General features: G+C 53.7%; 16 protein-coding genes. 5 read left to right on the forward strand and 11 right to left on the reverse strand.

From position 1 onward, the window contains the following. Positions 1-134: 134 nt before the first annotated feature. From O3C79_RS04075 to O3C79_RS04125, 11 genes are all read right to left on the reverse strand, one after another. Entirely contained in the window at positions 135-4,160 is a 4,026-nt protein-coding gene (locus O3C79_RS04075; protein ID WP_494384914.1) for a DUF4214 domain-containing protein, read from the reverse strand. Between the two features lie 318 nt (positions 4,161-4,478). Next, positions 4,479-5,627: a hypothetical protein gene (locus tag O3C79_RS04080; protein ID WP_494384915.1), complete on the reverse strand. Its 1,149-nt coding sequence runs from the start codon at positions 5,625-5,627 to the stop codon at positions 4,479-4,481. 26 nt (positions 5,628-5,653) lie between these two features. Next, entirely contained in the window at positions 5,654-7,483 is a 1,830-nt protein-coding gene (locus tag O3C79_RS04085; protein ID WP_494384916.1) for a CHASE2 domain-containing protein, read from the reverse strand. 11 nt (positions 7,484-7,494) lie between these two features. Continuing rightward, on the reverse strand, positions 7,495-9,702 hold the full coding sequence (locus tag O3C79_RS04090; protein WP_494384917.1) for a FecR family protein: 2,208 nt from the start codon (positions 9,700-9,702) through the stop codon (positions 7,495-7,497). Positions 9,703-9,897: 195 nt separating this feature from the next. Beyond that, positions 9,898-12,276 (reverse strand): glycosyltransferase family 4 protein, encoded by a 2,379-nt coding sequence (locus tag O3C79_RS04095; RefSeq protein ID WP_494384918.1) that lies wholly within the window; start codon positions 12,274-12,276, stop codon positions 9,898-9,900. Positions 12,277-12,287: 11 nt separating this feature from the next. After that, on the reverse strand, positions 12,288-13,319 hold the full coding sequence (locus O3C79_RS04100; protein WP_076465272.1) for a glycosyltransferase family 4 protein: 1,032 nt from the start codon (positions 13,317-13,319) through the stop codon (positions 12,288-12,290). Next, entirely contained in the window at positions 13,316-14,755 is a 1,440-nt protein-coding gene (locus tag O3C79_RS04105; RefSeq protein ID WP_494384919.1) for a methyltransferase domain-containing protein, read from the reverse strand. Before O3C79_RS04105 ends, O3C79_RS04100 begins: the two co-directional genes overlap by 4 nt. Beyond that, positions 14,752-15,978 carry an ABC transporter ATP-binding protein gene (locus O3C79_RS04110; RefSeq protein ID WP_494384920.1) on the reverse strand — a complete coding sequence of 409 codons (1,227 nt, stop codon included), beginning with the start codon at positions 15,976-15,978 and terminating at the stop codon, positions 14,752-14,754. The genes O3C79_RS04105 and O3C79_RS04110 overlap by 4 nt, the downstream gene beginning before the upstream one ends. A 9-nt stretch (positions 15,979-15,987) precedes the next feature. Continuing rightward, on the reverse strand, positions 15,988-16,764 hold the full coding sequence (locus O3C79_RS04115; RefSeq protein WP_076465264.1) for an ABC transporter permease: 777 nt from the start codon (positions 16,762-16,764) through the stop codon (positions 15,988-15,990). Further along, positions 16,761-17,924, reverse strand: coding sequence for a glycosyltransferase family 4 protein (locus tag O3C79_RS04120; protein ID WP_494384921.1), 1,164 nt, complete (start codon positions 17,922-17,924; stop codon positions 16,761-16,763). Before O3C79_RS04120 ends, O3C79_RS04115 begins: the two co-directional genes overlap by 4 nt. Continuing rightward, positions 17,921-19,342, reverse strand: a complete 1,422-nt coding sequence (locus O3C79_RS04125; RefSeq protein ID WP_494384922.1) for a mannose-1-phosphate guanylyltransferase/mannose-6-phosphate isomerase — start codon at positions 19,340-19,342, stop codon at positions 17,921-17,923. The genes O3C79_RS04120 and O3C79_RS04125 overlap by 4 nt, the downstream gene beginning before the upstream one ends. A gap of 236 nt (positions 19,343-19,578) precedes the next feature. Here O3C79_RS04125 and O3C79_RS04130 point away from each other — a divergent pair, with 236 nt between their 5' ends. Genes O3C79_RS04130 through O3C79_RS04150 form a run of 5 tightly spaced genes read left to right on the forward strand, consistent with a single transcriptional unit; the run spans position 19,579 to position 25,420 of the window. Further along, a complete protein-coding gene (locus tag O3C79_RS04130) occupies positions 19,579-21,288 on the forward strand; it encodes a type I secretion system permease/ATPase (RefSeq protein WP_494384923.1) in 1,710 nt (569 codons plus the stop codon). 13 nt (positions 21,289-21,301) lie between these two features. Further along, positions 21,302-22,633, forward strand: a complete 1,332-nt coding sequence (locus tag O3C79_RS04135; protein WP_494384924.1) for an HlyD family type I secretion periplasmic adaptor subunit — start codon at positions 21,302-21,304, stop codon at positions 22,631-22,633. Between the two features lie 41 nt (positions 22,634-22,674). After that, entirely contained in the window at positions 22,675-24,018 is a 1,344-nt protein-coding gene (locus O3C79_RS04140) for a TolC family outer membrane protein (RefSeq protein ID WP_494384925.1), read from the forward strand. 56 nt (positions 24,019-24,074) lie between these two features. Beyond that, positions 24,075-25,145: a glycosyltransferase gene (locus O3C79_RS04145; protein ID WP_494384926.1), complete on the forward strand. Its 1,071-nt coding sequence runs from the start codon at positions 24,075-24,077 to the stop codon at positions 25,143-25,145. Further along, a complete protein-coding gene (locus O3C79_RS04150) occupies positions 25,145-25,420 on the forward strand; it encodes a hypothetical protein (protein WP_494384927.1) in 276 nt (91 codons plus the stop codon). The genes O3C79_RS04145 and O3C79_RS04150 overlap by 1 nt, the downstream gene beginning before the upstream one ends. Positions 25,421-25,430: the final 10 nt, after the last annotated feature.

Below are 25,430 nucleotides of genomic sequence, written 5' to 3' on the forward strand. Positions count from 1 at the left end.
CCTCAGGCAAAAATTGATACTGATGGCAGTTTCGCATTTTTCCGAGATTTTTTTAACAAAAAACCCCGCACTCTTTCGAGTACGGGGTTTCAGCTGTATCAGGTCACCAGCGAAGCTGGTGTTGATAAATCAGCTTACAGGATGAAGTTGTCAGCTACGAACGGCTGAGTTTCACCGAAGTCTGCAACACCGATAACACCGACGATCGCGTCGTCGTTACCAGCAGTACCACCAGCAGTGGTGTCAGCCAGACCGTCAACACCGGAGTCAACAACGCGCATGGTGTATTCACCAGCGTTGTCAGTGTTTTCAGTCAGAGTGACGTACAGGTCAGACTCTTCGTTCGGCGCAGTACCTGCAACCAGAACACCATCAACGTATACGGCAGTGGCGTTGTAGTCGCTGAAGTCCAGGTAATCCAGACCTTCAGTTGCGTCAACAACTGTAGTTGTCTGAGTACCCACATCGTCAGTACCTTCTGTATCAGTAGCGGCCGCTACTGCAAGGCCTTCTACGCCATTTTCGGCATTGAAGATGTCGATGGAGTCAGCTGCCAGTACATCACCTTCAGCATTAGCTGTGAAGGTAACGGTGCCGTCGCCGTTGTCAACAGCTGTCCAGTTCGCGTAGCTAGCAGATGCTACAGCGTCGGCAAGCGTGATTTCGCCGTCACCAGTGGTGTAGTTAACAGTTGTGCCGTCGAATGCGAAGTCACCGTCAGCAGTTGCGATAGTGCCAGCGAAGTCAACAGTGAAGACTTCCTGTGCACCCGCTACAAAGGCATCGGTACCGTCAACAATGGAGTCAACAGTCACAGTACCTGTAGCACCGTTGATAGTGAAGTCAGCAGCAGTCAGGTCGGTCTGGTCGCCGGTTGTGTTGGCTGTCAGAGTGACAGTTCCTGATTCGTCGTCCCATGCTGCAGTCCAGTTGCCCGTGCCTGCAGTGTTGTACTGAGTTTCGAACTGGTAAGCAACATCGGCAGCCGGAATCAGGCCCTGAGCGTCAGCAGAGAAAGCCAGGTCAATGTTGATGCCGTCAAAGTCAATGCTTGCCGGATCTGCACCATCCATGTCACTGAAAGTAATAGTCACAACTTCTTCAGCAGCAACGCTGTCAACAACAACGGTGTTGGTATCAGTGTCAGTGCTGAAGTTAACGATAGTGTCAGTACCGTTACCCAGGCCTTCGTATACAACAGTGTCGTTGCTCAGTGCGCCAGTGCCCAGAACCAGGACGTCGTCACCAGTACCGCCAGTGATGGTGTTGTCGCTGGTGAAGGTGCTGTCAGAACCGTCAGTGTTGCCGAAGGTTTCTGCGTAGTCACCCTTGGTGTCGAAGCCAGCGATAACGCCTTCCATCAGAGTGATCAGGGAAGCGTCAGTCTGACCAGTCAGGCCCCACAGGTTGCTGATCTGCTGAACTTCACCGGCAGTCAGAGACTCAGGAGCAGACAGGCTTACAGTCAGGTCGCCCAGATCCATGTCGCCGTCGATCAGAGAAGTTACAACCAGAGTGTTGGCCGGGCCGTCTTCTGCTTCCAGCAGCTTGTTCAGAACGTCGTCGCTGTTGATCGCTTCTTTGATGGCCTGGTTGATTTCCAGGTCAGTCACAACACCGTCTTCGTCCTGCAGGTCTACAGTGACTTCAAAGCCTTTGAAGTCAACGGTCAGAGACGCACCGTACAGCTGGTAGGAATCGTTTTCGTTGGATTCCAAGTCAGTTGTGTCAGTGTTGTTGGCGTTGAATACCCACTCAGCCATGCCACCAGTGTTGTCAGCGTAAACGGTATCGTTATCAGCACCGCCGTTGATAACAACGTTGCCAGCACCCGGAGTCCAGATGATGTCGTCGCCAGCACCACCGTTCAGGGTCAGGTTGGCGTTCATGCTGCTGTTGTCGTACCAGTTAGCCAGACCAGACAGGTCACTAGCCAGACCGTTGATAGACGGGTTACCGGTTTCGTCAAAGATGCCCAGAGCGATGTAGTCGTTGCCTTCACCGCCGTCAACGGTCAGTTCGAAGTCTTCGCGAGTAGTAGTGCCAGCATCGGCAACATTGGCAGAATCAATCGCCAGAACGAAAGAGTCGTTACCTTCACCACCGGTGTACTGGAATTCAACGTTGTCGGCAGCCGGAGCATCCGGGTTTTCGTCACGCAGATCCATGTACTTGGCAGTGATTTCGTCAGACAGTTCAGCAGTCAGAGACAGGTCGCCTTTGAATGCAGAAGCGTCGAAAGTCTGAACGTCTTTAACACCAGCGCTCTGAGAGTTGGAGTTGCCGATAGTCAGGTTGGCGTAAGAACCAGTCTGATTTTCGTCAGTTGCAACTGTTACAACACGCAGGTTGTTGTTGGTAGAGTGCAGGCCAGACAGGGAGCTGGACTTGGTGTCGTTACCGTAAACGGTTACGTTGAACTCTTCGATACCAGAAGTGGTGCCGTCAACAACAGTGTTAACCGCGCCCCAAGTGTTGGTGCCGTCTTTGTTCATGCTACCGATGACCAGAGCGCCACCGTCGCCGGCCAGGCCGACTTTTTCCAGATCAACGTTGATGCTCAGACGCTCACCTTCAACCGGCGGCTCATCATCAGCGATTTCGTAACGGTTGTTGTTCGGTACGTCAGCGCCTGCTGCACGTGCAACTTCAAGGTCAGTTGCTTCTACGCTCAGGTCGTTTTCAACACCGTTGGTCAGACCGTCAACGGTCAGACGGATCGCAACACCTTCACGCAGTTCCAGAGTGTCCGGGTTTACGTCCGTGGTGAAGTCGCGACCGAAGCCAGCAGTAACAGACTGCAGGGCATCGTTGTCCGGGTTAGCCGCTTTCAGCTGGATCAGGGCTTCCTGAACGGCAGCCAGGAACTCGGCGTAAGTAGTGATTTCGCTACCAGTGCCTTCAGCGTCTTCGCCCAGGTATTCGGTCAGGTCGAACTCTTCACCGTTCAGACGGAAGTTCAGTTCGCGGAAGAATACACCGTCCAGAGGACGTTCGCCGTTAGTGGCGTCGTAGTTGTCCTCGTTCATTGCCAGGAAGTCAACGATCGGGTTAGTACGCGTGCCTTCCGGTACCAGGTAGTCCTGGTCGAAGTAAACGGTCAGGTCAGACTCGCCCCACTGGCTGTCGGCGTTGCCGGTGTAAGCCATGGAAACAGTCATGTCAGACAAGTTGGTCATGTTGCCATCGTTGTCTTTGGTGGTCATGTTCTGGACCAGCAGATCAGCGTCAGAACGGTAAGAACCGATTTCGTCTACGCCGTGCAGATCTTTGGCATTGATAACAACCTGAGTGTTCTGGCCTGCGCCGTGCAGATCAGTTTCAGCTGCTTCGATCAGGATCGTTTCAACGCTGGTGGTTTCCGGGTTGATCGGAGCAGAAGAGGTGTCGTCGCTGTTGAAGCCGTACAGGCCAGCAGTGACTTTAGCCATCAGGGTGTCGTTGCCTTCACCGCCGTCGATAACGTCACCAGAACCCAGAGTGTTAACCTGAGCGCCCAGCATGTTCTGAGCAACACGTGCGTTGAAGGTGTCGTCGCCTTCAGTACCGGTCAGGATGTCCTGGTCTACTGCCAGGTACTGAGTTTCGCCTTCAACCGGCTCGGTCGGGCCTTCGCCAGCGTCCGGGAAGTCGCTTACGACTGCGAATACGTCAACTGTGTCCGGGTTAGTATCAGCGTCAACACCAGCCAGCAGTGCTTTGGCAGCAGACAGCTGCTCTTCGCCGTATTCCTTGTCAGAGGATTCAACAGCAGCAGTGAAAGCGTCAGCAACTTCTTTGCGGTTAGTCAGAACAGCCAGATCGGTCGGATCAGCTTCTTCAGGGTTGTTCAGCGGGCCGCTCAGGATGTCCAGAGCGATTGCGCCACGGGTGCGAGCGCCGCTTTCCAGTTCGCCTACGTAGTAAGCCAGACCATCTTCGTCAGCTTCACGGCCAAGAATCTGCTGGTACAGAGCCTGAACCAGTTCTTCGTTGGACAGGTCGCCGTACTGAGAGTCGTACTCTGCAGAGGAGGCGAATTCATCGATGATAGCGCTCAGGTCGCCGTTAGCAGCGTCCAGCTGATCTGCCCAGTATTCCTGACCGGCAGCGTCAGCAGGACGGCCGTAGAAAGCGATGTATACGTACTGGACCTGGTCCAGGCTTGCTTGTGTAGCCATGTAGTATTACTCCATTAGTGATGTTAACCACTTGGTCATATATATGACAAAGCGTCTCTGCTTTGTTTGTGCAACAGTGCGTGGCCAATACACACTGCCGTTTGCGGGCACTCTGCCCACAAAGCGTTACAGTGGAGTGACAGCGGCTGTCTACTCAAATGCAACAGACTGCATTCAAACAGACCCCAAGGCCATTTAATGTGACCGCCGTCACACCTTTACCAATTGATTGGACCGCAGCGGCAAAAGAAATGCATGTTGAGGCCGTCTGCACCGAACCCCTAATCTTACTATAAAACAATAGGATGAGTGCAAGGCTTAAAGCGTGCCGATAAGTGTAATTTCGGAGGACCAGCCATCTTGCTGATAGAGCTCAATAGGGCTGTCAGTATGTCGCCAGCTTGCGCCGGCTTTGAACGAGATGTTCCGGTTCAGGCGCCAGGTATAATGTGTATTGAAACGTGTTAAGCGGCGATCACGTCGCTCGCTGCCCCAAAACGCCGGTGAATACGCACTTTCTTCAAACTCCCGTAGATACATCAGCTGCAGCTCCCAGGGAATGCTTTTCCAGGGGCGTGTTCGAGTACCAACATGAATGCTATAGCGATCGTCTCCTGCACGCGGCTCCAGAGCGTGATCATATTCAAGCCCTGAGTAGAGTACGACACCGGGTGCTACGCTTTTGAGCCACTGAATACCCAGGCTTTGGCTGTCGGCTGCTGTGCGTTCATAGTTGTGGCGGGTATAGACAGACAAGCGCTGCTTTTGATCGTTTAAGGTAAAACCAATCTGGGTTTGGACGCGCTGCTGCTCTTCCTGACGTTGGGCGTTAATGGATGCATCAATACGGCAATTCAGGTTTTGTGGGCAGGGAATAGGTTGGCCTAATAGTGCATAAAGACGTTCTTCGGTTTCTTCCAGGTGATCGTAGCGGCGTAGACTTCCGCCCAGGTGCCAGTTGCGTGTGCTCAGGTGTTGCCAGTTCAGGTTGAGCGAGGAATAACTACTTGAACGCGCCTGGCTGGCAGTATCCAGGTTCCAGTCCAGTGGTAGGCCATTAAAGTTGACCAGGATGCTGTCATGTCGGCTACCATCATTGGCATTGCTGTCATATCCCCGTGTTAGTGTCAGTCGCACTTCCTGGCGTGAGCCTGCTTTGACAATTGGTTCCGGACTTGAAGCAGCCAGCCAGGTATCAACAAGGTGCGCCAATGCAGGAGGAATACTGTGACTCTCTAGCCACTGACGGTGTTGTAAAGCGCTTTCCCTATCACCGTCCAGCAGTGCCAGCCGCAGGCTTTCAATGCGTAGATCGCCCCTGAGAGGATAGCAGTCACTTAATTTGGATATGGCCTCACGCGCGGCTTCCCAATTAGCGTTCGCGTTAGCATGTTGGGCTTGCTTTAACCAGAACTCACTTACTGCAGGGGAGCATTCAAGTGCATGTGCCCAAGTGGAAAACAGCAAGGGTATTAGGCAAAGTGTATGTTTTATCATGTGAGGCCATGAGTTTCAGGGGTGATGCCCCAGACTGAAACAGGTTCCGCATGACTGGACAGGCTGATATGAAGAGGTGAAGGCCAGGCTCCGTCGGTGATCAGGCGGCGGGTACCCTCGCCGACCAAAATTGGGTATTCGGTTTGACGCGTAGCGGCTTCGAGGTGGGCTGCCAGATTCACCGGTGCACCTATCAGTGTATAACTACGTCGGTGGCTGGAGCCAAACTCTCCTACAACGACGTCGCCTGAATTAACACCTACGCTTAACTCCAAAGGAAGGTCATGTTCCAGGCTGATCAGGCTCATTTCATGGCACAAGGCCTGAGCTGCAATAATGGCATGACGCGCATGGTCTTTATCTTCCAGGGGGGCACCCCAAAAAGCCATCACTGCATCGCCAATATATTTGTCCACCGTGCCTCCGTGCTGGTGAATAATGTTGGTAAGCCTGTCCATGATGATCTGAAGTACCTCTGCCAGGTGCTCGGGATCAATCGTTGCTGCATAAGCGGAGAAATTTCGCAAATCAGCAAATAACACACTCATGTGCCGGTGCTCTGGTTCTGCGCCAATAACTCGATCTGGTTGGCGACGAATTCGGCTCATTACCTGTGGGGCAACAAAGTGGCTGAATTGGTGCTGCAGTATCTCACGCGCTCGGATGGCGTCAAGGGCTGTCCAGGGGATTAATAAAATCAGCGTGGCCAAACTGGATACCAATAGGGGTAGGTGAGGCCAAAATAGTCCCTGTTGCTGTTGCCACAGCAAAAATCCAACCCAAGCTGCATTAGTCATCAGGGCTGTACTGACTGCCCATAACGGGTGCTGTTTAATTAATAGGGTGCACAGTATCAAGGATACTACTAGTGCTAATGTCGAGCTCAGTAACCAGCTGTTCTTTGCTGTAACCCATGGGGTCTGATCGATGAGTCCTTGCAAGAGTAAAGCATGCGCTTCCATGGCGGGAAAGTCCGCAGCTATTGGGGTGCTGATACGGTCATGAAGGCCAACGGCGCTGGAGCCCAATATAATTACACGACCTTGTAAAAAATGTTCGGGTAGCTCGTTGTTTAAAACGGCCTTTGCACTTACCCACGGGATGGCGCCACTAGGGCTGTACCAAGGTATTCGGGAGCTGCTGTCAGTTTCAAGAGGGAGCTGCAGGGCCTTGTCGCTGGTTATGAGCTGTGATGTAAACTCATATTCTGGCTTAGAGCCTAACAGCTGCCTCATAAGGCTAAGGGCAAGTGCTTCAACACAGGTGTTTTGGTGACAGACGAGCGGGAAAACGCGACGCACTTTTCCATCTGGATCTGTAATAGGTGTTATATGGGCTTGCTCGCTGCCTTCTAGGATCTTGATGTTGTTAATCCAGCTTCCGATACGGGGAAGGCTTGTACAATTATCCGAACAAATGACTGCCTGAGGCAAGCGCCCGCGGGGAGGGACAGAAGAAGGGGCCCATACCAGGCTAGTGGTTATACGGCTGTCGTTAAGTGTGTGAGCAAGACCCGCGGTTCCTTGAGTTTGGTCTGGAAACAGGATGTCGATACCGAGCAGCGCAGGCTGGTGGCCCAGCAACTGTTCAATGAGGGTTGCGATACGCTCCCTCGACCAGGGCCAGCGACCTTCTTGTTCCAGCGTGGGGTCGTCAATATCGATCAGCGCGATGCGTGGGTCAGTGTGCTGAAGCTCTGGTTGCAGCAGCTGGATGCGCCAGTCTTCAAATGTTGCTTCAAACTGGCGTGCTTGTTGAGGAAATGCCAGCAAAAACGCGAGAATCAGGCTCTGGAGTCCAGCCAGAGCCAGCCATTTTTTTTGCACGTCTCGTCGCATCACTCCCAGTGTGTGATACCGCTGACGTGGGAGTCATCATCCAATTGGCGCTCAAATAACAAAGAAGCGCTGTCTCCATTGGACCCAAAGCTGCCTTCCATGTGAGCGTTGGATAGTGTGTCATCACTTTGCATAAGGCCATTTTTGTCAAACTGACCAGCGCCCTGAATAGAAACTGGATTATCTAATCCTGGGGCTTTGACATCAAATTTGGAGACGAACTGCTGTTTATCAAAATCGACTTGTAGCATCGGGTTAATGACTTCGGCTGGACGCAGTCCGCCTTTCCCTGAATAAACTGCTGATGAGTCATGCAGGTTGAATTGAGCGCGCCCGCTTGTTGGCAGCTGGGCTGTTCCTGGTGTTTCCAGTGCATAATGTCGGTTAAATGCTATCTGGGAACTGCGACTGGATAGCAGGGCAATTTGCTCACTGTCCAACTGGGCAAAGTCTGCCCAGTGCCCCCAAGTAACTCCGTTGCTTTCTCGTGGTTGCCACTGGGCGAGCAGAGGGCGATCATCTTCACCGTTGTTATTCAGACCGAACATCCACTGCTGAGACGAGTCCTTTTCGGTAATGAGCACAACCAAGCTATTGCCTTGCCAGTGACCTTTCAGGCTGAGGTAACTGTTTTCTGCAAACAGAATACCCGAATCCCCAACCGCTCCCCGTAAGGTATAGTTGCGTCCCCCTGTGCTAATAAGCATTTGGAAACGCCCACTGGTGTCAGCTTTGAAATCGCTTAAACTGGCCGTGCGTGCGTGCCCTGCTGGGTTGCCAAGAGGTTGTACCCAGCTGGTTGAAAAGCTCTGTGTGCCCGGTTCACTGGGAGCATCACCTGGAGTAAACCAAATGCCGTGGCGGTCAAGGCTTAGCTGCCAAAGTTCAACTTGGTCGTTTCGCAGTTCCGTTAGCCATGCAGATTCATCAGCCCCGACCATGGATAAGCCGTTGGGTAATGCGTCCCACAACAGGCCTTCAGGCCAGTAGCGAGCGGCAAGAAGAGTCTCGATAGAGCCAGTTTTGCCCCAGAGACGCCGGTGTTGCAGGTCCAGCCAGCCGTTTAGCTTAAGTGACTGGCGAAGCGTCAGCTGCATGTTGTAAATGATATGACTTTCAACCGGGTCGTAAGCGTCTACTCGCATTCGAGTTGATCGCAAGTAGTTACGCACCTCACTTTCAGAGAAAGCATACGATCGGTTATCAACGAAGTACCGGTGACTACCGGCTGTTCGTGGATCGGAATCCTGCGCATCCTCAAGGCCGTCTCCATCGGTATCAGCCAGCCAGGGGTTGAGATCATTATCAAGTTCGTACTGGTCGGTTAGGCCGTCATTATCAGTATCCCCGCTCGTATCAAGAAGGCCTGCATTCCGTAAACCTTCTAAATCGGATGAGGGGGTGTCAGTTCCATTATCCGGTGGGGTAACTTCATCGGGCAGATTGTCATCTTGCTCAACAAACTCAAGGACTTGCTCATGGGTCATGATCGGCAGGAACTGTTTTCCATTAGCATCATACAGTCCGCTGCTGAATACCTGAGAGGGTGTTTGTGTGTAAATAAATTCAGGTGTTCCGCTGATGCGTTCAATTCCGTCGCCCTGACGCAATCTTAACCAGGCATTATCACTTTCGCTCAAGTCGGCTGACTCTGGCGTATTACATGCGCCCAGACCACCTGAGATGCAGTTAAGCTCAGAGGAAAACGGGGAAAGTCGTATTGCGCCAGAGTGAACAAAAACCCCCAGCTCTGAGCCATCCAGGTTGACAGTGTAATCCGTACCGCGAATTCCCAGGGCAGCGAAGGGGGTGTCAAGGCGATAGCGATGGTGTGCGCTTTCTCCTATTTTACCTGTGCGAGTACGTAACTTTCCTTGTTTAAGTTCGAAGCGTATCGCCGCATCCTGACCAGCGGATGCTGGCTGGTAGTCATGTATGATCATTTCAGAGTGAGGCTGCAGGCTGACAATTGCATTGTCTTGCATGCGTAAGGTTACGCTACCGTCTGAAGTGACTAGGTGGTCCCCTGCAAATACATCATCATTACGGTTTACACGCTCACGTCCATCCACTGATACACGCCAGCTTTCACCTGCCGCAAGAATGACCATACCTGCTGACTGCAGATTGCCAGCCTGTGCATTAAGGCCAAGTCCAGCCACCAGAAGTATTAGCAGCAGGGAAAAATGATAACGTCTTGGGCGCATCTATAACCTCAAGTTTTGACTAGCTGGCTGCATTTGACTGCCCTGTTAAGGGCAAGCTGCAGCGGGGATGCATTGAGCTGGATAAGTAACTAAAACACTAGTGCCGCTACTCACCAGCCTTTAAGTATAGCTCAAAAAGCACACAGTTGTTTGTTTGGCTTAGTTTTGTGCATGTCATAAGTCATGCTTGAACATTTACCCCTGTGCCATTTTAATCATACTTTCAGCACAGGCTGACCAGTCGAAGGAGCGTTCAACACGTTGGTGTGCGGCTTCAGTTCTCAGGTTACGTTGGTCATCCGACAGGGCGATCAAATCGTCAATTGCTTGCGCAAAGGCGTTGGGCTCTACCAGAGCGATCTCTTCACCATCAACAAAGTCTATACCCCGGTTACCAAAAGGCGTGCTGATAATATCCTGGCCCCAAGCTGCGTAGTCGAGCATTTTCAGGTTGGTTCCTGATCCGGATGTCATGGGGTTTAGTGCAGCAGATGCTGCCGACATCACCACCTGTTTTTCGGCTTCCGGTAACATGCCCAAAGGTGTGACATTATTAGGCAGCTTCTGGTAATCCGGATGATTACATACGCTGCCCATTAGCCAAAACTGGTACTGAGGCCGCTCCTTTGCAAGTTCGACAACAACCTGAGCCGCTTCCAGGTTGGGGCCGTGCCAGCTACCCATGAATAGTAGCGCTTCCTGGTCTGCTGGTAACCCTAGCTTGACCCGGTTGTCGCGCCGTTCTTCAACGCTGTGATAGCGTGTCAGCTTCAGATCGACACCATTGCCTGCGACGGCTGTAGGGCAGTCGATTGTGCCATACAGCGCTGCGAAACGGTCCAGATCGTTCTGGCTGCAGGCGACCAGCCATTCGCTTTCACGAATACAGGCTGATTCGGTATCGCGTACTTTCTGCAGCAGCGGGGCGGGATCTTTCTGGCCTTCCAGAACGGCTGCTTTCATATCCGCTTCAACGTTATGCGCATCATAGGCGATAGGCCCTTGCCAGACTGCCCGGATCGCCTGATACAGATAGGGATGGGAGGCAATTACAAGATCGGCATCACGCACCTGATCTTCCATCAGGCTCATGTAGGCGCTGTTTTTGAGGATGCCTTCAATGGCGGCGATATCGCCCAAGGGAACCTTGCGCCCATGCTGAAGGGTTTTTGCATGCACTTTCTGGCTCAGGGACTCGGGCACTACATGTTCAACCAGACCGGGAAGTAAGCGCAGGTGGCGTTTTTCCGGACCCGTACAGACCAGGCTGACATCCATATGCTCTGACAGCTGGGCATAGAGGTTGTACAGGCGGCTCTGTCCTCCACCCTGGGGTGGCCAGGCGGGGAACGTGGATGTCACAACAACTTTCTTGCGTGTTTTCTGAGGTGTTGGGTGAACGGTTTCGGCGGTTTCGGTCGCGGGAGCCAACAGAGGGGCCAATGTGGCTTCCCAGCTGATATGGGAAACCTTGTCACGCGCCTGTTCGCCCATGCGAGCGGTGGCTTCGTGATCGGCCAGCAGTTGGGCCATGGCCTGTTTCAGGGCGTCTACCTCGGGAGCAACGCTGAAACCGCTGATACCATTTTCGACAAATTCGTTCACGCCGCCGGCATCGGTGGTGGTCAGTACGGCCTTGCCTGCGCTCATAGCCTCGATAGTGATCAGGCCAAAGTCCTCGTCATAGGGCATAAAGGGCACAAAGAGGGCGTCGGCATACTGATCGGCAATCTCCTTGTCGGTGATACGACCCAGGAAGCGGATACGTTCGTCGCCTTCTGCAAGTGCCTTGAGTTTCTGCTCTTCAGGGCCGCTGCCCGCGATGCGCAGCTCGATCTGATCCGGTAGCTGGCGGAATGCCTGAATCAGTAAATCCAGGCGCTTGGGGCCATCAAGGCGGCTGACAGTAAAGATGTAGTTGTATTCACCGCCACGAATTCCCTTGAGGTCGGAGGGGTGATGGACAACCTGAACATCGGCACCTTGCGGGAAGTAGTCTCGGCGGTTGGCCACATTATACGAGATGGCGCCGTAATGACGAATGGCACCGGGGCGCTGTGCGATTGCATCCAGGTGATGAACGACCGCTCGTGTGAGCGGCCCAGGGAATGCGCAGTAGCGGCCAAAATCTTCCTGCTGCTCAAGTGCTTTCAGCTGCGAGAACAGTTCTGGCAGCTGTGTGCGCTCGGGTGTTTGCTGCAACAGCTGGATCAGCGGTTGGTAGTGTGCCGGGTAGCGCTTAGGTTCAAGTTGCTCGGGTTGGCCACAGAAGTGATAGGTATCATAGAGCCCCCGCAGTTTGTGCTGCAGGTAGCAGTAGTGCTCCGGATGGTCGACCATCCACGCGGGATACTTGGTACTGATAACACGGTCGAAGTGGCTCAGGTCCAGCTGACTGAAGGCTTCATAACTGCGGACCAGTTCCGGAAAGCTGCGTTCCGGCGACGGGATCTTGATCAACTCAGCTTCGTGTCCGGTGTGCTGATTGATGTACTCCAGCATTCCCCACCAGAGCTTTTCGGCGCCGCCAATGGTGAAGGGAACGGGGCTGGGGGCAATCAGTGCAATCTTCATCCTGGTCCTGCTCAGTTGTCGGTCAGCAGGCTGTTAACAACCTGCTGCCAGCTGATGTTGTGCTGTGAATAACTTTCGCGTCCGGCCGCGCCCATGGCGGCGGCAGCCTGCTTGTCGGCATAGAGGCGCTCAATGGCCTCGGCAATCTGTTCGGGCTCGGGCTCGCGGACATAGCCGGTTTCACCCTCACGTACGAACTCCAGCGGGCCGCCGGAATCGGTGCACGTGATCACGGGCTTACCCGATAGCATGGCCTCCAGTGTGATGTAGCCGTAATCCTCGTCATAGGGGCCGAAAAATACGCCCAGTGAACGGGCATAGAGCGTATATTTTTCCGCTTCACTGAAGCGTCCGATCAGGTGGACTCGATCCTGCACGCCGAGTTTTTCGATCAGGGCGCGGTACTGGGCTTCCTGCCCCCCGCTGCCGCCGAGCAAAATTCGTACGGGAGAACGCAGGTATTGTGCGGCTTCAATCAACAGAGACTGGCGTTTAAGTGTTTCCAGTCGGCTGGGATAGAAAATGTATTCCCAATCGTCGGCGCAGTAGAAGTGCTCGGCGCCGTGCGGCGGATGGTACAGCGGCAGGGCGTTAAGGCCATTGAACTGGCGCAAGCGGCTGGCCACATTGGCAGAGTTGGCGAATAAACGCGAAGCGCGTGCAAGCACCCGGGTATCGTAGTCAGTGACCTGTTGCTTGAAGGCTTCCAGTTGGCGCTTATCCGGCTGTTGATCAAAAAGTTCATACACGGCTCGGTGCTGGTGCATCACCCACACGCGATGATCGGGGTGGCGAACACCGTAGCCGGGAAACTGCAGGCTGATAACCTTGTCGATTTGCAGGCCGTTGAATTCGCTGAAATCCTGCTGTTCGCAGTGAGCCATCAGTTCTTCGATGGAGCGGGTCGGGTTGAACTTGAACGGGAAGCGTACCTGCTCGACCTGGTGACCAGCACGGCGCAAGGCGTCCGTCACACCATCAATGTGATAGTCGGCGCCGCCATGCATGAACGGCACCTGGCAGGCGGTGACCAGTAACTTCATTCAGCCGCCTCCGCTTCCGGTACGCGAGCGACCAGCGCGATATCCTGAGGTCCACACAGGTGGCCGTTTACACGCTCGGTGAGCGGGTCGTTGCCGCTGACTTTGGCTTCTTCCGGGTAGGGGTGCAGGCGCACCAGTTCGCTATCGGCGTAGCCGCAGTATTCGGCCAGGAACTCCAGCAGTGTTGGCGTAATCGGGTTGCGGTGTGTCGGGTCGTGGTAGAAGGTGTGGCTGCCGACCAGAATGTTCTCCGGGTTCGGTGTTTCCATAATAAGAACACCACCAGGCTGGAGCACACGGCGGGCTTCGTTGGTCCAGCGCAGCAGTAGCTCGAAGGGCACGTGTTCAATGACATGGAAAGCCGTGATGGCGGCAAGGCTGGCATCCGGCTGGCGCTGAAGCCATGCCAGGGTGTCGTCCAGAGAAGCGGTCAGGCCCTGCTCGGTGCAACTGTTGACCATGACCGGGTTGATATCCAGTCCTGTGGCGGCATAGCCATTTTCGCCAAGTAGCTGCAGCCATTCCCCGCGGCCACAGCCGATATCCAGAATTTGCTTACTGCCTGCATCAATAGCGGGCAGGTAGTTGAGCCATTTGGCCATCTTGTCGCGAACCTCTTCACGGGTCCCGCGGCAGGCGTCTTCAAAAGCTACATAGAAAGCAGATACGTCGCTGTCATCAACGGAGGGGGCAGCGGCCGGTGCTTTAGCGCTGTTTGGTTCGGCCGGGATTGAGGGCCGGGTCGCCAATGCTTGCTGCTGGTAGGCGATCTTGTGGCTCAGGTTGGCAAGTTGTTTGGACAGCGTGGTATTAAGTTGCGCATTTTTTTCGGCCAGTTTACCGGCCTGCTGCTTAAGTTGCTCTACCTGTTGTCGATTTAGCTCTGATACTCGCTCCGACGCTTGTAACTGCCGGCTCATCCAGGAGAGCTGCTGCAGGATATTGGCCCGGTACTGGTTCATCTCTTCGGTGTTGGGCAGCTCGCAGATGCGGCGGTACAGACCCAACAGGCGCTGGGCAATTGGGCGCAGGGTGCGGATGCGACGCAGGCGAGCAATCATGCGGTAACCTTTGAGGCCGCGAATACGCACACCGTAGCGTTTTGCTTCCTCCGAACCACACAGCTCGGCCAGAATGCCCTGCTTCTCAATACCGTCGTTCAGCTTGTTGAGGTAGCTTTGTAACCCGGCAGGGTCCGGCTCACGCTGTAGAATGCACAGGAAGGCATTGCGTACGAACGCTTCATCGTCGAACTGCAGAAATTCGCGGTAATGGTATGCCGGTTTTGACGGCAGGCGCAGGCGTTGCTCGAAGCTCATCTGGCTGGGCGATTCTTCAGCCGGTAAAGGTTGAGGTTCGGGCTGAGTTTTTATGTCCAGTTGGGCCGCTTCGCGACGAATGGCGTCGAGCAGTTGCTCAGTGGTTTGGTTGTTCATGAGGCCTCCTGCGTCCCTTGCGAGGGCCGGGTAGCATGTTGTAAACGAGTCGGCAGCGCAACAATACCGGAGAACAGGGGCAGGTGGCTGCCCGCAACTTCAAAGCGGATGAAGTTATCACACCAGTGGTAGCAGTGCTCCAGGTGGTTGTCTTCCGAGTGCAGAGCCAGGGTAATGGTGTACTTTCCGGGAGCCAGGTTGATAGGCAGAGAGAACTGAAGGTCACAGTCTTCGCCTGCGTTCAGTTGAATGTCTTGCCCCAGCAAATGGCTGTTGGTGCCAAAGATATCCTGACCAAAGCGGTCGCGGATCATAAAGCCAACCGACAGGGATGGAATGGCTTCGAAGGCGCGAATATCGAGTTTGATATCCACATCTTCCCCGGCTGCAACGGTATCGCAGCCCGAGCGATGGCCAATCAGCTCAGCAGACTGGATTTGGGCTTCACCAGTGCCGTAGCTGTTGCTGCTGCGAGAGGTTTCCTGCAGGTCGGCTTCCTGCTCATCCAGGCGCGCCATGATGCGGTTGTAATAGTTTACCGCTTCTTCAGAGTCGCCTTCATAGGCGATCTTGCCGCCATCCAGGACCAATGCGCGGTCGCATAGCATTTTCACGGCATTGAGGTCGTGCGACACGAATACGATACTGCCGCCAGCGTCCCTGAATGCTCGGATCTTACGCATGCATTTCTGCTGGAAGTGGCCGTCGCCCACGGAAAGGGCTTCATCGACCACAAAACAGGCCGGGTTGGCGTGAATGGCGATGGAAAAGGCCAGGCGCATTACCATCCCGGACGAGTAGGTACGAACCGGTTCGTGGATATACTCGCCAAGTTCGGAGAAATTGATGATTTCATCACGGGCGGCCAGAATTTCCTCTCGGGTCATGCCGATGAGGAGGCCGTTAGCCATGATGTTATCGAGGCCGGTCAGCGCGTGATCAAAACCGGTGCCCAGTTCCAGAAGGCCGGTTATGCGCCCTTGAATCCCGATTTCGCCGCTGTCTGGAATGAGTACGCCGGTCAGCAGTTTAAGCAGGGTGGATTTGCCGGCACCGTTTTGCCCCAGTACTCCCAGGGTTTCACCATTGCGCAGGCTGAAGCTGATGGCGTCCAGTGCCTGGTGGCGGTGATGGTACTGGCGGCGCAACAGAACTTCCTTGAGCCGGTCGGACGGCTTGCGGTACAAGCGGAAGCTTTTGCTCAGTTGGCGAACTTCGATCATTGCGGTGCCTTAGATAAAGTCGCGGATGTCGCGTTCAAGTTTTCGAATCAGCCAGAGCCCGGCGATCAGCATGGCCACTCCAGAGGCTGAAAGCACGCCCAGTGGCAGGAGATCAGGCATCTGGTGGTCAATGATGATGCTGCGCCAGGCGTCGATAAAGTGGTACATGGGGTTCAGCATCAGCAGCTGATGAATGCCGGGGGGCACGATGTTAACCACATAGACAATCGGCGTTAGCCAGAACCAGAGCTGCAGAATGACATTGGTCAGTTCCTTAACGTCCTGAATAAAAACACTGAATACCGCCAGTAGGAATCCAAGGCTGTAGGCAAACAGCTGCTGCAGCAGATACAGCACGGGTAGTGCCAGCCACCAAGAGGACAGCGGAAAGCCGATCAGCAGCAGGAATCCGGTGAAAAACGCAAAGGAAACCGCAAATATAAAGGTCTCGGACAGCAGGATGTACAAGGGCAGCAAGTCAAGCCGAATGCTCACCTTGCCGATCAGGTTGCGCTTGTCGTGAAAGACGTGGGTAACACGCGCAACCGTCGCAGAAAAGGCATTCCAGGCCAGGATGCCGGAAATCAGATAGATACTGTACCCGTACTTGGAAAACTCGGCACCAAAGGACTCCAGACGTGCCCCCATGATCTGCGAAAAGATCAGGGCGAAGATCAGGATGTTGATCAGCGGCATGATGAACGACCAAAGGCCGCCCAGCATGGAGCCGGCGTAGCGATCTTTCAGGTCCTGGCGTGCAAAATTGATAATGAGGGCCGGTGTCATGGCCGATACTCCTGTTGTGCCAAGGTCAGGCTGTCGACAAGGTGTTGCGCGGAAAGTTGCCAGCGAAAGCGGTCGGCGTGTATTTGTCCGGCGCTGGCAAGGCTATCTCGCAGGTCAGCGTCAATGAGCAGTCGCTCCAGCTGCTGGCTGATGGATTCAACAGACTCGGGGTTTGCCAGCAAGGCGTGTCCACCCGCCACCTCCGGCATGGAGGTGCGGTCTGCCGTGAGCACTGCTGTGCCTGTCGCCATGGATTCAGCGATCGGCATGCCAAAGCCTTCATAGTGGGATACGTAGATGCTCAGGCTAGCGTTGGCATAAAGCGCAGGGATATGAGCCTGGTCCACGTAGCCCAAGCGAACTGCTTGTCCTTCTGCAGCCAGTTGAGTAATGGCGGCCTCAATTGTCTCGCTGTGCCAGCCACGGGCACCAGCCAGTACCAACGGGAACTGCTGGCGAATACTCTCCGGCAGGGCCGTGAATGCGGCGATGACACGCTCCAGATTCTTGCGAGGCTCAAGAGTGGCGACTGAAAGCACATACTGGTCGGGCAGACCGAGCTGCCGGCGGCAGTTCGCGCGCTGTTCGTCTGTTACGGAGAAAAGGCTGTTATCAACTCCGGGGGATACGATATCAACAGGTGCGGATACGCCTTGCTGCTGCAACATTTCACGGGTGAAGGCTGAAACCGCATTCAAGCGTGTCGCGTTAGCGTAGGTGTGAGGTAGTTGCTGATTCAGCGCCTTGACTCGGTACGCAGGGTGGAATTCCGGATGATGTACATGCGACAGGTCGTGAATAGTGGCTACGCTTGGGCCGTTGAAGGGCATTAGCACAAAGCTGGGCTCCCAATAGCAGTAGCCCTCCAGACTGCGGCTTGCACGACGCGCCTGATGGTTCTTAACCATCTGCCAGGCTCGATGGGCACCGGGCAGTTTGGCCAGTCGGCTGCGCCATGAGCGTTGCTGAGGTTTGACGGGCTGTTCAATCGCGTCGAGCAATGACAAAAGTTGTGCACGGGGAATCAGGCCGCCTGCGCTAAGGCCGCAGATATCATCGATATCCGAGCGTTTAAGCAATTCCCGTAACAGGCCACTGGTATAGCGGCCTATGCCTGTTGGTTGGGGCTGCAGGGAATAGGTGTTAACCGCGATCCTCATGCCTCGTCCGGGCAACGACCGTAGATATCCGTGAAGCGTACGATGTCGTCTTCGCCGAGGTAGTGGCCGGACTGGACTTCGATCACTTCCAACGGGATTTTGCCAGGGTTGCTGAGGCGATGTTTAACCCCAACCGGGATATAAGTGGACTGGTTTTCGGTCAATACTTTCTCTTCTTCACCGCAGACTACATGCGCAGTACCCGATACTACGATCCAATGTTCGGCACGGTGGTAGTGGAGCTGCAAGGAAAGCTGCTGGCCAGGCTGAACCGTGATGCGCTTGACCTGATAGTGGCGCCCTTCATCGATGGTGTCGAAATCCCCCCAGGGGCGAATGACGTGGGTGTGATCTGAGTACTCGGAGCGTTTGTCTGCCTTCAGGCGCTGAACAATGTCCTTAACTTTCTGTGACTGCTCTTTGTGTGCAACCAGAACCGCATCCTTGGTTTCCACCACGATATGGTTGTCCAGGCCGATGGTGGCGACGTGGCGATGGTGGGCATGTACCAATGAATTGTGGGTGTCGTGCAGGTAGGCATCACCCAGGGCAACGTTTCCGCTTGAGTCCTGGTCACTGACTTCCCACAGGGATTGCCAGCTGCCGATATCGCTCCAGCCGGCATCCATGGCAACAACACAGGCATTATCAGTTTTCTCCATCACGGCATAGTCAATGGAGTTATCCGGGCACAGGCTGAACAGGTCGGCATTGGGTCGCACGAAGTCCGGGTCCTGGGTGCAGGAGGTCATGGCAGCCTTACAGTGGGTCAGCAGCTCGGGGTCATGTCGTTCCAGTTCGTGCAAGTATACGGAGGCGCGGAACATGAACATGCCGCTGTTCCAGAGATGTTTGCCACCCTCCAAGTAGCGCTCGGCTGTAGTCAGATCCGGTTTTTCAGCAAACTCGTCGATGCTGAAGGCACTTTCTGCCAGCGTGGGACCTGTTTTGATATAGCCATAACCGGTTTCCGGGCGGGTTGGGGTGATACCGAAGGTAACCAGCTTGCCCTGCTCAGCAAGTGGCAGGCCCTTTTCAATTGCTTCGAGTAATTCCTGGGGGCGAGTGAAATCGTGGTCGGCTGCCAGTACCAGCATGATGGTGTCGTCGCCGTGCTGCAAAAGCCCCAAAGCTGCCAAGGCAATAGCGGGAGCCGTGTTGCGTGAACAGGGTTCAAGAATGGTCGCCAGTGACTCGATTTCTGCCTGACGCAACTGCTCAGCAACCAGAAATCGGTATTTGTCATTGCTCACTATGACCGGGGCAGCATGTTCAAGTCCTTGCAGACGAGTCAACGTTTCTTGCAAAAGAGTTGTGCCAGAACCGTTAAGGTCGAGAAACTGCTTGGGGGAACTTTGGCGTGACAGGGGCCAGAGACGACTGCCGCTGCCGCCAGCCATGATGACCGGTGTGAACATATTTTATCCAGAATCTGAGTGGAGGCTTAACCGCGCATTATCCGCCATGAACCCTTTTGAGTCTACCGTCGAGGGGTTGCTGCGGGGTGTTTGGGTCAGGTGTCCTGTGTTAGTATCCGAGCCTATTTTACCTGCTGTCGGCATGAACGGGGCCTGAGCATTGAAATTCTCTGAACAGGCCCCATAGACGGCTGCAATATAGTCAGTTTCTCGTCTCACAGTACTTGGAGTACCCCATGGAGAAAAAACGCACTGACCTGGAGGCGGTGTTGCACGCCTGTCGCTCCAGTTTCTTCAGTGTCGGTCTGTTCAGTATGTTTATCAATATGCTGATGTTGGTGCCTGCATTCTACATGCTGCAGGTGTACGACCGAGTAGTAACCAGTGGCAGCGTACCAACTTTGGTGATGTTGACGCTTGTCATGTTGCTGCTGATGACAACCATGGGGGCACTTGAGTGGGTTCGCTCCCGGATTATGGTCAGGGTGAGTACTCGCATTGATACCCTGCTTGGTAGCCGGCTATATGATGCCAGCTTCAGGCAGGCGTTGTACTCAGGAGGCATGAATGCTAATGCCCAGCCTCTGAATGATTTGACGGGGCTGAGGCAATTCCTAACGGGCAACGGCCTGTTTGCCTTCTTTGATGCCCCGTGGGTGCCCATTTACATAGCCATTATGTTTATGTTCCACCCTTGGTTTGGCATTGTTGCCATCATCAGTGTGATTATTCTGGCGACTTTGGCCATTATCAACGAAAAAGTTACCAGCAAGATGTTGGCTGAGGCAAACAAGGAAAATATGGCAGCCACTCAGTTTACCAACAAAAATCTGCGGAATGCCGAAGTAGTCGAGTCCATGGGGATGCTGGGGCGCATTCGTGACCGTTGGCAGGAGAAAAACCGCAAGGTACTTGCGTTGCAAGGTATTGCCAGTGACCGTGCTGGCATACTGACTTCTATGTCCAAAACAACTCGTTTGATTGTTCAGTCATTAGTGCTGGGGCTTGGTGCTTATCTTGCAATTCAGCAGGAGATATCCCCAGGGCTTATGATTGCTGGTTCCATTCTGTTGGGTCGGGCACTGGGGCCAATTGATCAGATGATTGGGGTTTGGAAGCAATTTGTTAGTGCTCGGTCTCAATACCAGCGGTTGAATGAAATCCTGGGCAAAGTGTCAGAGGAACCGGATAGGATGTCCCTTCCTGCACCGAAAGGAAATATATTGGCCGAAAATGTCATGGTAGCCCCTCCTGGAGCGAAAACCCCTGTTGTAAAAGGTGTTACTTTTACCGTAGACGCTGGCGAGATGGTGGGCATTATTGGCCCGAGTGCCGCAGGCAAGTCTACATTGGCACGTGCTTTGTTGGGTATCTGGCCCACGATGGGTGGAAAAATGCGCCTTGATGGGGCTGATATCTTTAATTGGAAACGCGAGGAACTGGGGCCTCATATTGGTTACCTGCCGCAGGATATAGAGCTATTTGAAGGCAGCATTAGTGAAAATATTGCTCGCTTTGGTGAAGTTGACTCCAAGGCTGTTGTAAAGGCTGCACAGATGGCAGGGGTCCATGACATGATCCTGCGCCTGCCCGAAGGCTACGACACGGTGATTGGTGCTACGGGTGGGGCCCTTTCTGGTGGTCAGAGACAGCGTATTGGTTTGGCTCGGGCAATCTACGGTAATCCACGTTTGGTCGTACTCGATGAGCCTAATTCCAATCTGGATGACCAGGGCGAAGCAGCGCTTGCTGTAGCGCTTCAGAACTTGAAAGAAACCGGTGCGACCGTATTTATCATTACTCACCGCGCCAGTGTTCTTTCTCAGGTGCAGAAATTGATGGTGATGCGAGAAGGGGCACTGGCTATATTTGGCCCCCGTGACCAGGTACTGGCTGAATTGAACAAGGCATCCCGCGCGGCGGCTCCTGCTGCTAAACCGGCCTGAGGATAGTTGATCGATGAGTGAAGAAACACTAAAAGCCATTCGTGAAGGCAAGTTTGAGCTGGATGTCTCGGATAAAAAGCCCAAGCTGATAGGTCTACTGATCCTTTTTGTGACATTCGGCATGTTCGGAACCTGGGCAGCTATTGCGCCTCTGGACAGTGCCGCACTGGCGCCTGGTGTGGTGACTGTTAAAACCTACCGCAAGACAATTCAGCACCTTGAGGGTGGTATTGTCGAGCAGATTAATGTGCGTGATGGCGATCAGGTTGAAGCTGGTGAAGTGTTATTGGTGCTGGATAATACTCAAGCACAAGCCGAGCTTGGCATTGTCCGTGGGCAGATGATAGCAGCTCTGGCTTTGGAAGCGCGGCTCAAAGCTGAACGAGATCAGAGTGATGTCATCCATTTTCCTGAAAGCTTCGATGAAAGTGACCCTCGTGTGAATGAGGCTGTTCTCAGTGAGAGGCAGGTGTTCCAGGCACGAATGAACTCTCACCTTGGTGAAATAGAAGTGCTTGAACAGCGGATGACCCAGATTGAAGAACAAATCCGTGGCTTGCAGGAAATTATAGGCAGTAAAAAAGAGTTAATGCTCTCCTATAACGATGAGATCAAGGATCTTAGTGAGTTATTGAGTGACGGCTTTGTTGACAAGCAAAGGCTGCGAGATTTGGAGCGTCAAGTTTCGGGCCTGGAAGGCGATATGGCAGACCATCGATCCACTATTGCTCAGGCTAAAATGAAGCAAGGAGAAACGCGTCTAAGTATTTTGCAGCTTAAGAAAGACTTTCATACTGAGGTTGTGAACCAGTTGTCGGAAGTGCAGTCTACCCTGTTCGACTTGAGGGAGCGGGAACGGGCGCTAATTGACCGTGTTAATCGCACAGTTATCCGCTCGCCTGAAGCAGGCATGGTACTGGGCATGAAGGTTCATACCGTTGGAGGGGTGGTTAAGTCGGGAGCGCCTATTCTTGATATCGTCCCTGCAGCGTCTGATTTGGTAATTGAAGCCCAGGTGTCACCAATCGATATTGACCGTGTTAGTGCTGGCAAGTTGGCCGATATTCGCTTCAGTGCGTTCAAATCTGCGACTACACCGGTTATCGAAGGGCAGGTTGAACATATTTCAGCCGACCGTCTGACCAATGAAGAGACTGGTATGCCGTATTATCTGGCACGTGTTGAACTGACCGAAGAAGGTCGCAGTAATCTGGAGGCAGCCAATTTGGTGCTGGTGCCTGGTATGCCGTCAGAAGTGCTGATTAACACGGGTGAGCGCACTCTACTGGAATACCTGGTTCAACCCGCGACCAACGCATTCGCACGTTCACTGATAGAGGACTGATTCTAATGCGAAGGATCCCCCGAGTAATCGGATGTTGCTCTTTGGCTCTGCTTTTATCAGGTCCAACGGCAGCCGAGGAAGTGTCATCGGAAGAAGAGAACCCGTCTGATCTCTGGACACTGTACGAACAGGCACAAAAGCAGGACCCACGTATTCTGTCTGCTCAGGCAGTCTCGCGTCGTGCGGAGTACCAGGAACGTGAAGCCTTGGGTAGGCTTTTGCCACAAGTAAGTGCAGATAGTAGGCTTACGCGGACCAACTATGTGTCCGGGGCTTACGAGACATACTACAACGGTGAACGTTACTCTGTGTCTATGTCGCAGGTGATCTATGATTCGCCTACTTGGCAAAGCTATCAGCGTTCACGTGCACTCAGTAACCAATATACAGAGCAAGGTGAGCATGACATCCAGGGGGCTGTGTCTGATCTGATTCAGCGCTATTTTGCGGTTTTAGGTGCCCAAGATAATCTTGAGCTAATTCAGGCAGAAAAGCGCTCAGTGGAGAGGAATCTGGAGCGTATAAATTCACTCTATGAGCGTCAGCTGGCTCCTATTACGGACAAGTTAGAAGTTGAAGCTCGTCTGGATAGGTTACGTTCGGATGAGATAGAGGCAAGAAATAATATCTGGGTCAGTCGCGAAGCGCTTGCAGAGGTGATTGGCCGTCCTGTGTATGAGCAGCTTGAACGCTTGGTAGCTCAGCCTAAATTGCAAGATACTTTTGACCTTAAAAGTTATGAATATTGGCGTGACCGGGCTCTCGAGGCTAACCCTCTAATTTTGTCTAAGCAAGCAGCAGTTGACGCTCAAAGAGCTGCGCGTAAGGAAGCTTTTGGTGGCCACATGCCTTCTGTGAAGTTACAACTGTCCAGCCAGAAGACGAACATCGGAAGTGAAAACGCACCTTCGTCACCAAGTGAATCCAGTGTTGCGGCACTGAGCATTCGTATTCCGATCTATTCGGGTGGCTCTACAAGTGCACGTAGTGATGCGGCCTATGAGAATATGATGCTGGCCCGTCATGAACTGGAGTCGGCGCGCCGACAGGTCTTCAAGGAAGTCCGTACGGCCTACATGAATGCCTCCTCCGCGCTGGCAAAGGTACAAGCCAGCCAAGTAGCTCTGCAGTCAGCCACCAAAGCGCGCGAAGCGGCAGAAAAAAGCTTTACCTACGGCATTAATAACGCCGTTGATGTGCTCGACCGTGCCAGTGAACAGTACAGTGCCGAACGGGATTTACTGGAGGCTCAGTACAGTTTTCTGTTGAGCTACGTGGTGCTTAAGCGCTGGAGCGGATCGCTGGAAGATGGCGACCTGCAGCAGATCAACACCCTTTTGGATAATCACACAGTGAAGTACGCTGCTGTAGGAACTGCCGGTTAACTTGCTTGAACATTCTTCATTTGTACAAATCCGCCCCCTCCGAAGAAATCGGGGGGGTGGGTGTTTTTATTGAAAACATCGCACGCGGTACGTCACCAGCAGGTGCCATGCACAGGGTGCTGGTCTTTACACGAGAGTCAGAGTTCAGGGTTGAACGCTGGGACTGTGGGGCAGAAATATACTTCTGTCCGATGTGGTTTCATTTCGCTTCCATGCCGATCGGGCCTGCGTATGTAAAGCAGTTCAAGCAGCTGCTGGACTGGGCTGACCTGCTGCACTTTCACTATCCTTTCCCGATTCAGGATCTGCTGTACTTGGCCGGCAGGTGCCTGCGTAAAATGCCGCCTGCACTGGTGACCTACCATAGCGATGTGGTGAGACAGAGGCTGTTCGGCAAGCTCTATTCACCGCTGGCACTTCGCTTCCTGCGCTCAGTGGATAAAGTCGTGGCCACATCTCCAGGCTACCTGGAAAGCAGCGCGACACTGCGTCAACTGAATGAACCCGGTATGGTGCCATTAGGCATTTCAGAGTCGCTATATCCGTCACTGTCCACGGAGAGGCAGGCTCATTTCCGCGATCGCTTTGGTGAAGGTTTTTTCCTGTTTTTGGGGGCTTTGCGCTACTACAAAGGCCTGCACTGGCTGATTGAAGCGGCGATTAAAACCGGTTTGCCAGTGGTTATTGCCGGTGGTGGGCAATTGGCAGATGAGCTGAAAGCTCAGGCTGCAGGTGCTGAAAATATCCACTTTGCCGGCGAAGTCAGCGAAGAGGACAAGATTGCCCTGCTGTCATTGGCCAGTGCTTTTGTATTCCCCTCACACTTGCGTTCAGAAGCCTTTGGAATCAGCTTGCTGGAAGCGCAGATGATGCGCTTGCCATTGATTACTTGTGAAATAGGCACGGGCACCAGCTTTGTGAATAAAGCGGATGAGACAGGGTTGGTGATCCCTCCAGCCAGCGCCGATGCCTTGGCGAGTGCAATGCTGGAGCTATACGAAAATCCGGCACGTCGAGAGCAAATGGCAGAGGCGTCCTATGCCCGCTTCCAGGCGCTGTTCACCGCCGAGCGTATGTCGGAAAGCTATCTTGGCATCTATCGCCATCTGATCTCTGGCGCAATCTGATGCAGTCTCTTAGTCAAATTTCGGAACGGCTTCTTCAGCACTACCACGAAGAGGACAAGCGTCAGCACTTTGGGTACAGCTTTATACTATTGTTGCTGGCAGCTCTATGGCTGAACCTCTGGGGTGCCGCGTTCCTAGTACTGCTGATAGGCCTGGTCAAAGAGGTCTGGGACCATTACTGGGGCAGTGGCTTCTGCTGGATCGACATGGCGGCCAACGTGCTGGGTATTCTGGTTGCTCTGCCGTGCGTCTGGTTATTTGCTGCCATTCTTTAAATATCCCGTT

The sequence above is a fragment of the Marinobacterium sp. NO-S09 genome, assembly GCF_059179545.1.

Coding starts and splice junctions, on each gene's coding strand:
- O3C79_RS04075 (WP_494384914.1), bottom strand. CDS start 4,160: ATGGCTACACAAGCAAGCCTGGACCAGGTCCAGTACGTATACATCGCT.
- O3C79_RS04090 (WP_494384917.1), bottom strand. CDS start 9,702: ATGCGCCCAAGACGTTATCATTTTTCCCTGCTGCTAATACTTCTGGTG.
- O3C79_RS04095 (WP_494384918.1), bottom strand. CDS start 12,276: ATGAAGATTGCACTGATTGCCCCCAGCCCCGTTCCCTTCACCATTGGC.
- O3C79_RS04100 (WP_076465272.1), bottom strand. CDS start 13,319: ATGAAGTTACTGGTCACCGCCTGCCAGGTGCCGTTCATGCATGGCGGC.
- O3C79_RS04105 (WP_494384919.1), bottom strand. CDS start 14,755: ATGAACAACCAAACCACTGAGCAACTGCTCGACGCCATTCGTCGCGAA.
- O3C79_RS04110 (WP_494384920.1), bottom strand. CDS start 15,978: ATGATCGAAGTTCGCCAACTGAGCAAAAGCTTCCGCTTGTACCGCAAG.
- O3C79_RS04115 (WP_076465264.1), bottom strand. CDS start 16,764: ATGACACCGGCCCTCATTATCAATTTTGCACGCCAGGACCTGAAAGAT.
- O3C79_RS04120 (WP_494384921.1), bottom strand. CDS start 17,924: ATGAGGATCGCGGTTAACACCTATTCCCTGCAGCCCCAACCAACAGGC.
- O3C79_RS04125 (WP_494384922.1), bottom strand. CDS start 19,342: ATGTTCACACCGGTCATCATGGCTGGCGGCAGCGGCAGTCGTCTCTGG.
- O3C79_RS04130 (WP_494384923.1), top strand. CDS start 19,579: ATGGAGAAAAAACGCACTGACCTGGAGGCGGTGTTGCACGCCTGTCGC.
- O3C79_RS04135 (WP_494384924.1), top strand. CDS start 21,302: ATGAGTGAAGAAACACTAAAAGCCATTCGTGAAGGCAAGTTTGAGCTG.
- O3C79_RS04150 (WP_494384927.1), top strand. CDS start 25,145: ATGCAGTCTCTTAGTCAAATTTCGGAACGGCTTCTTCAGCACTACCAC.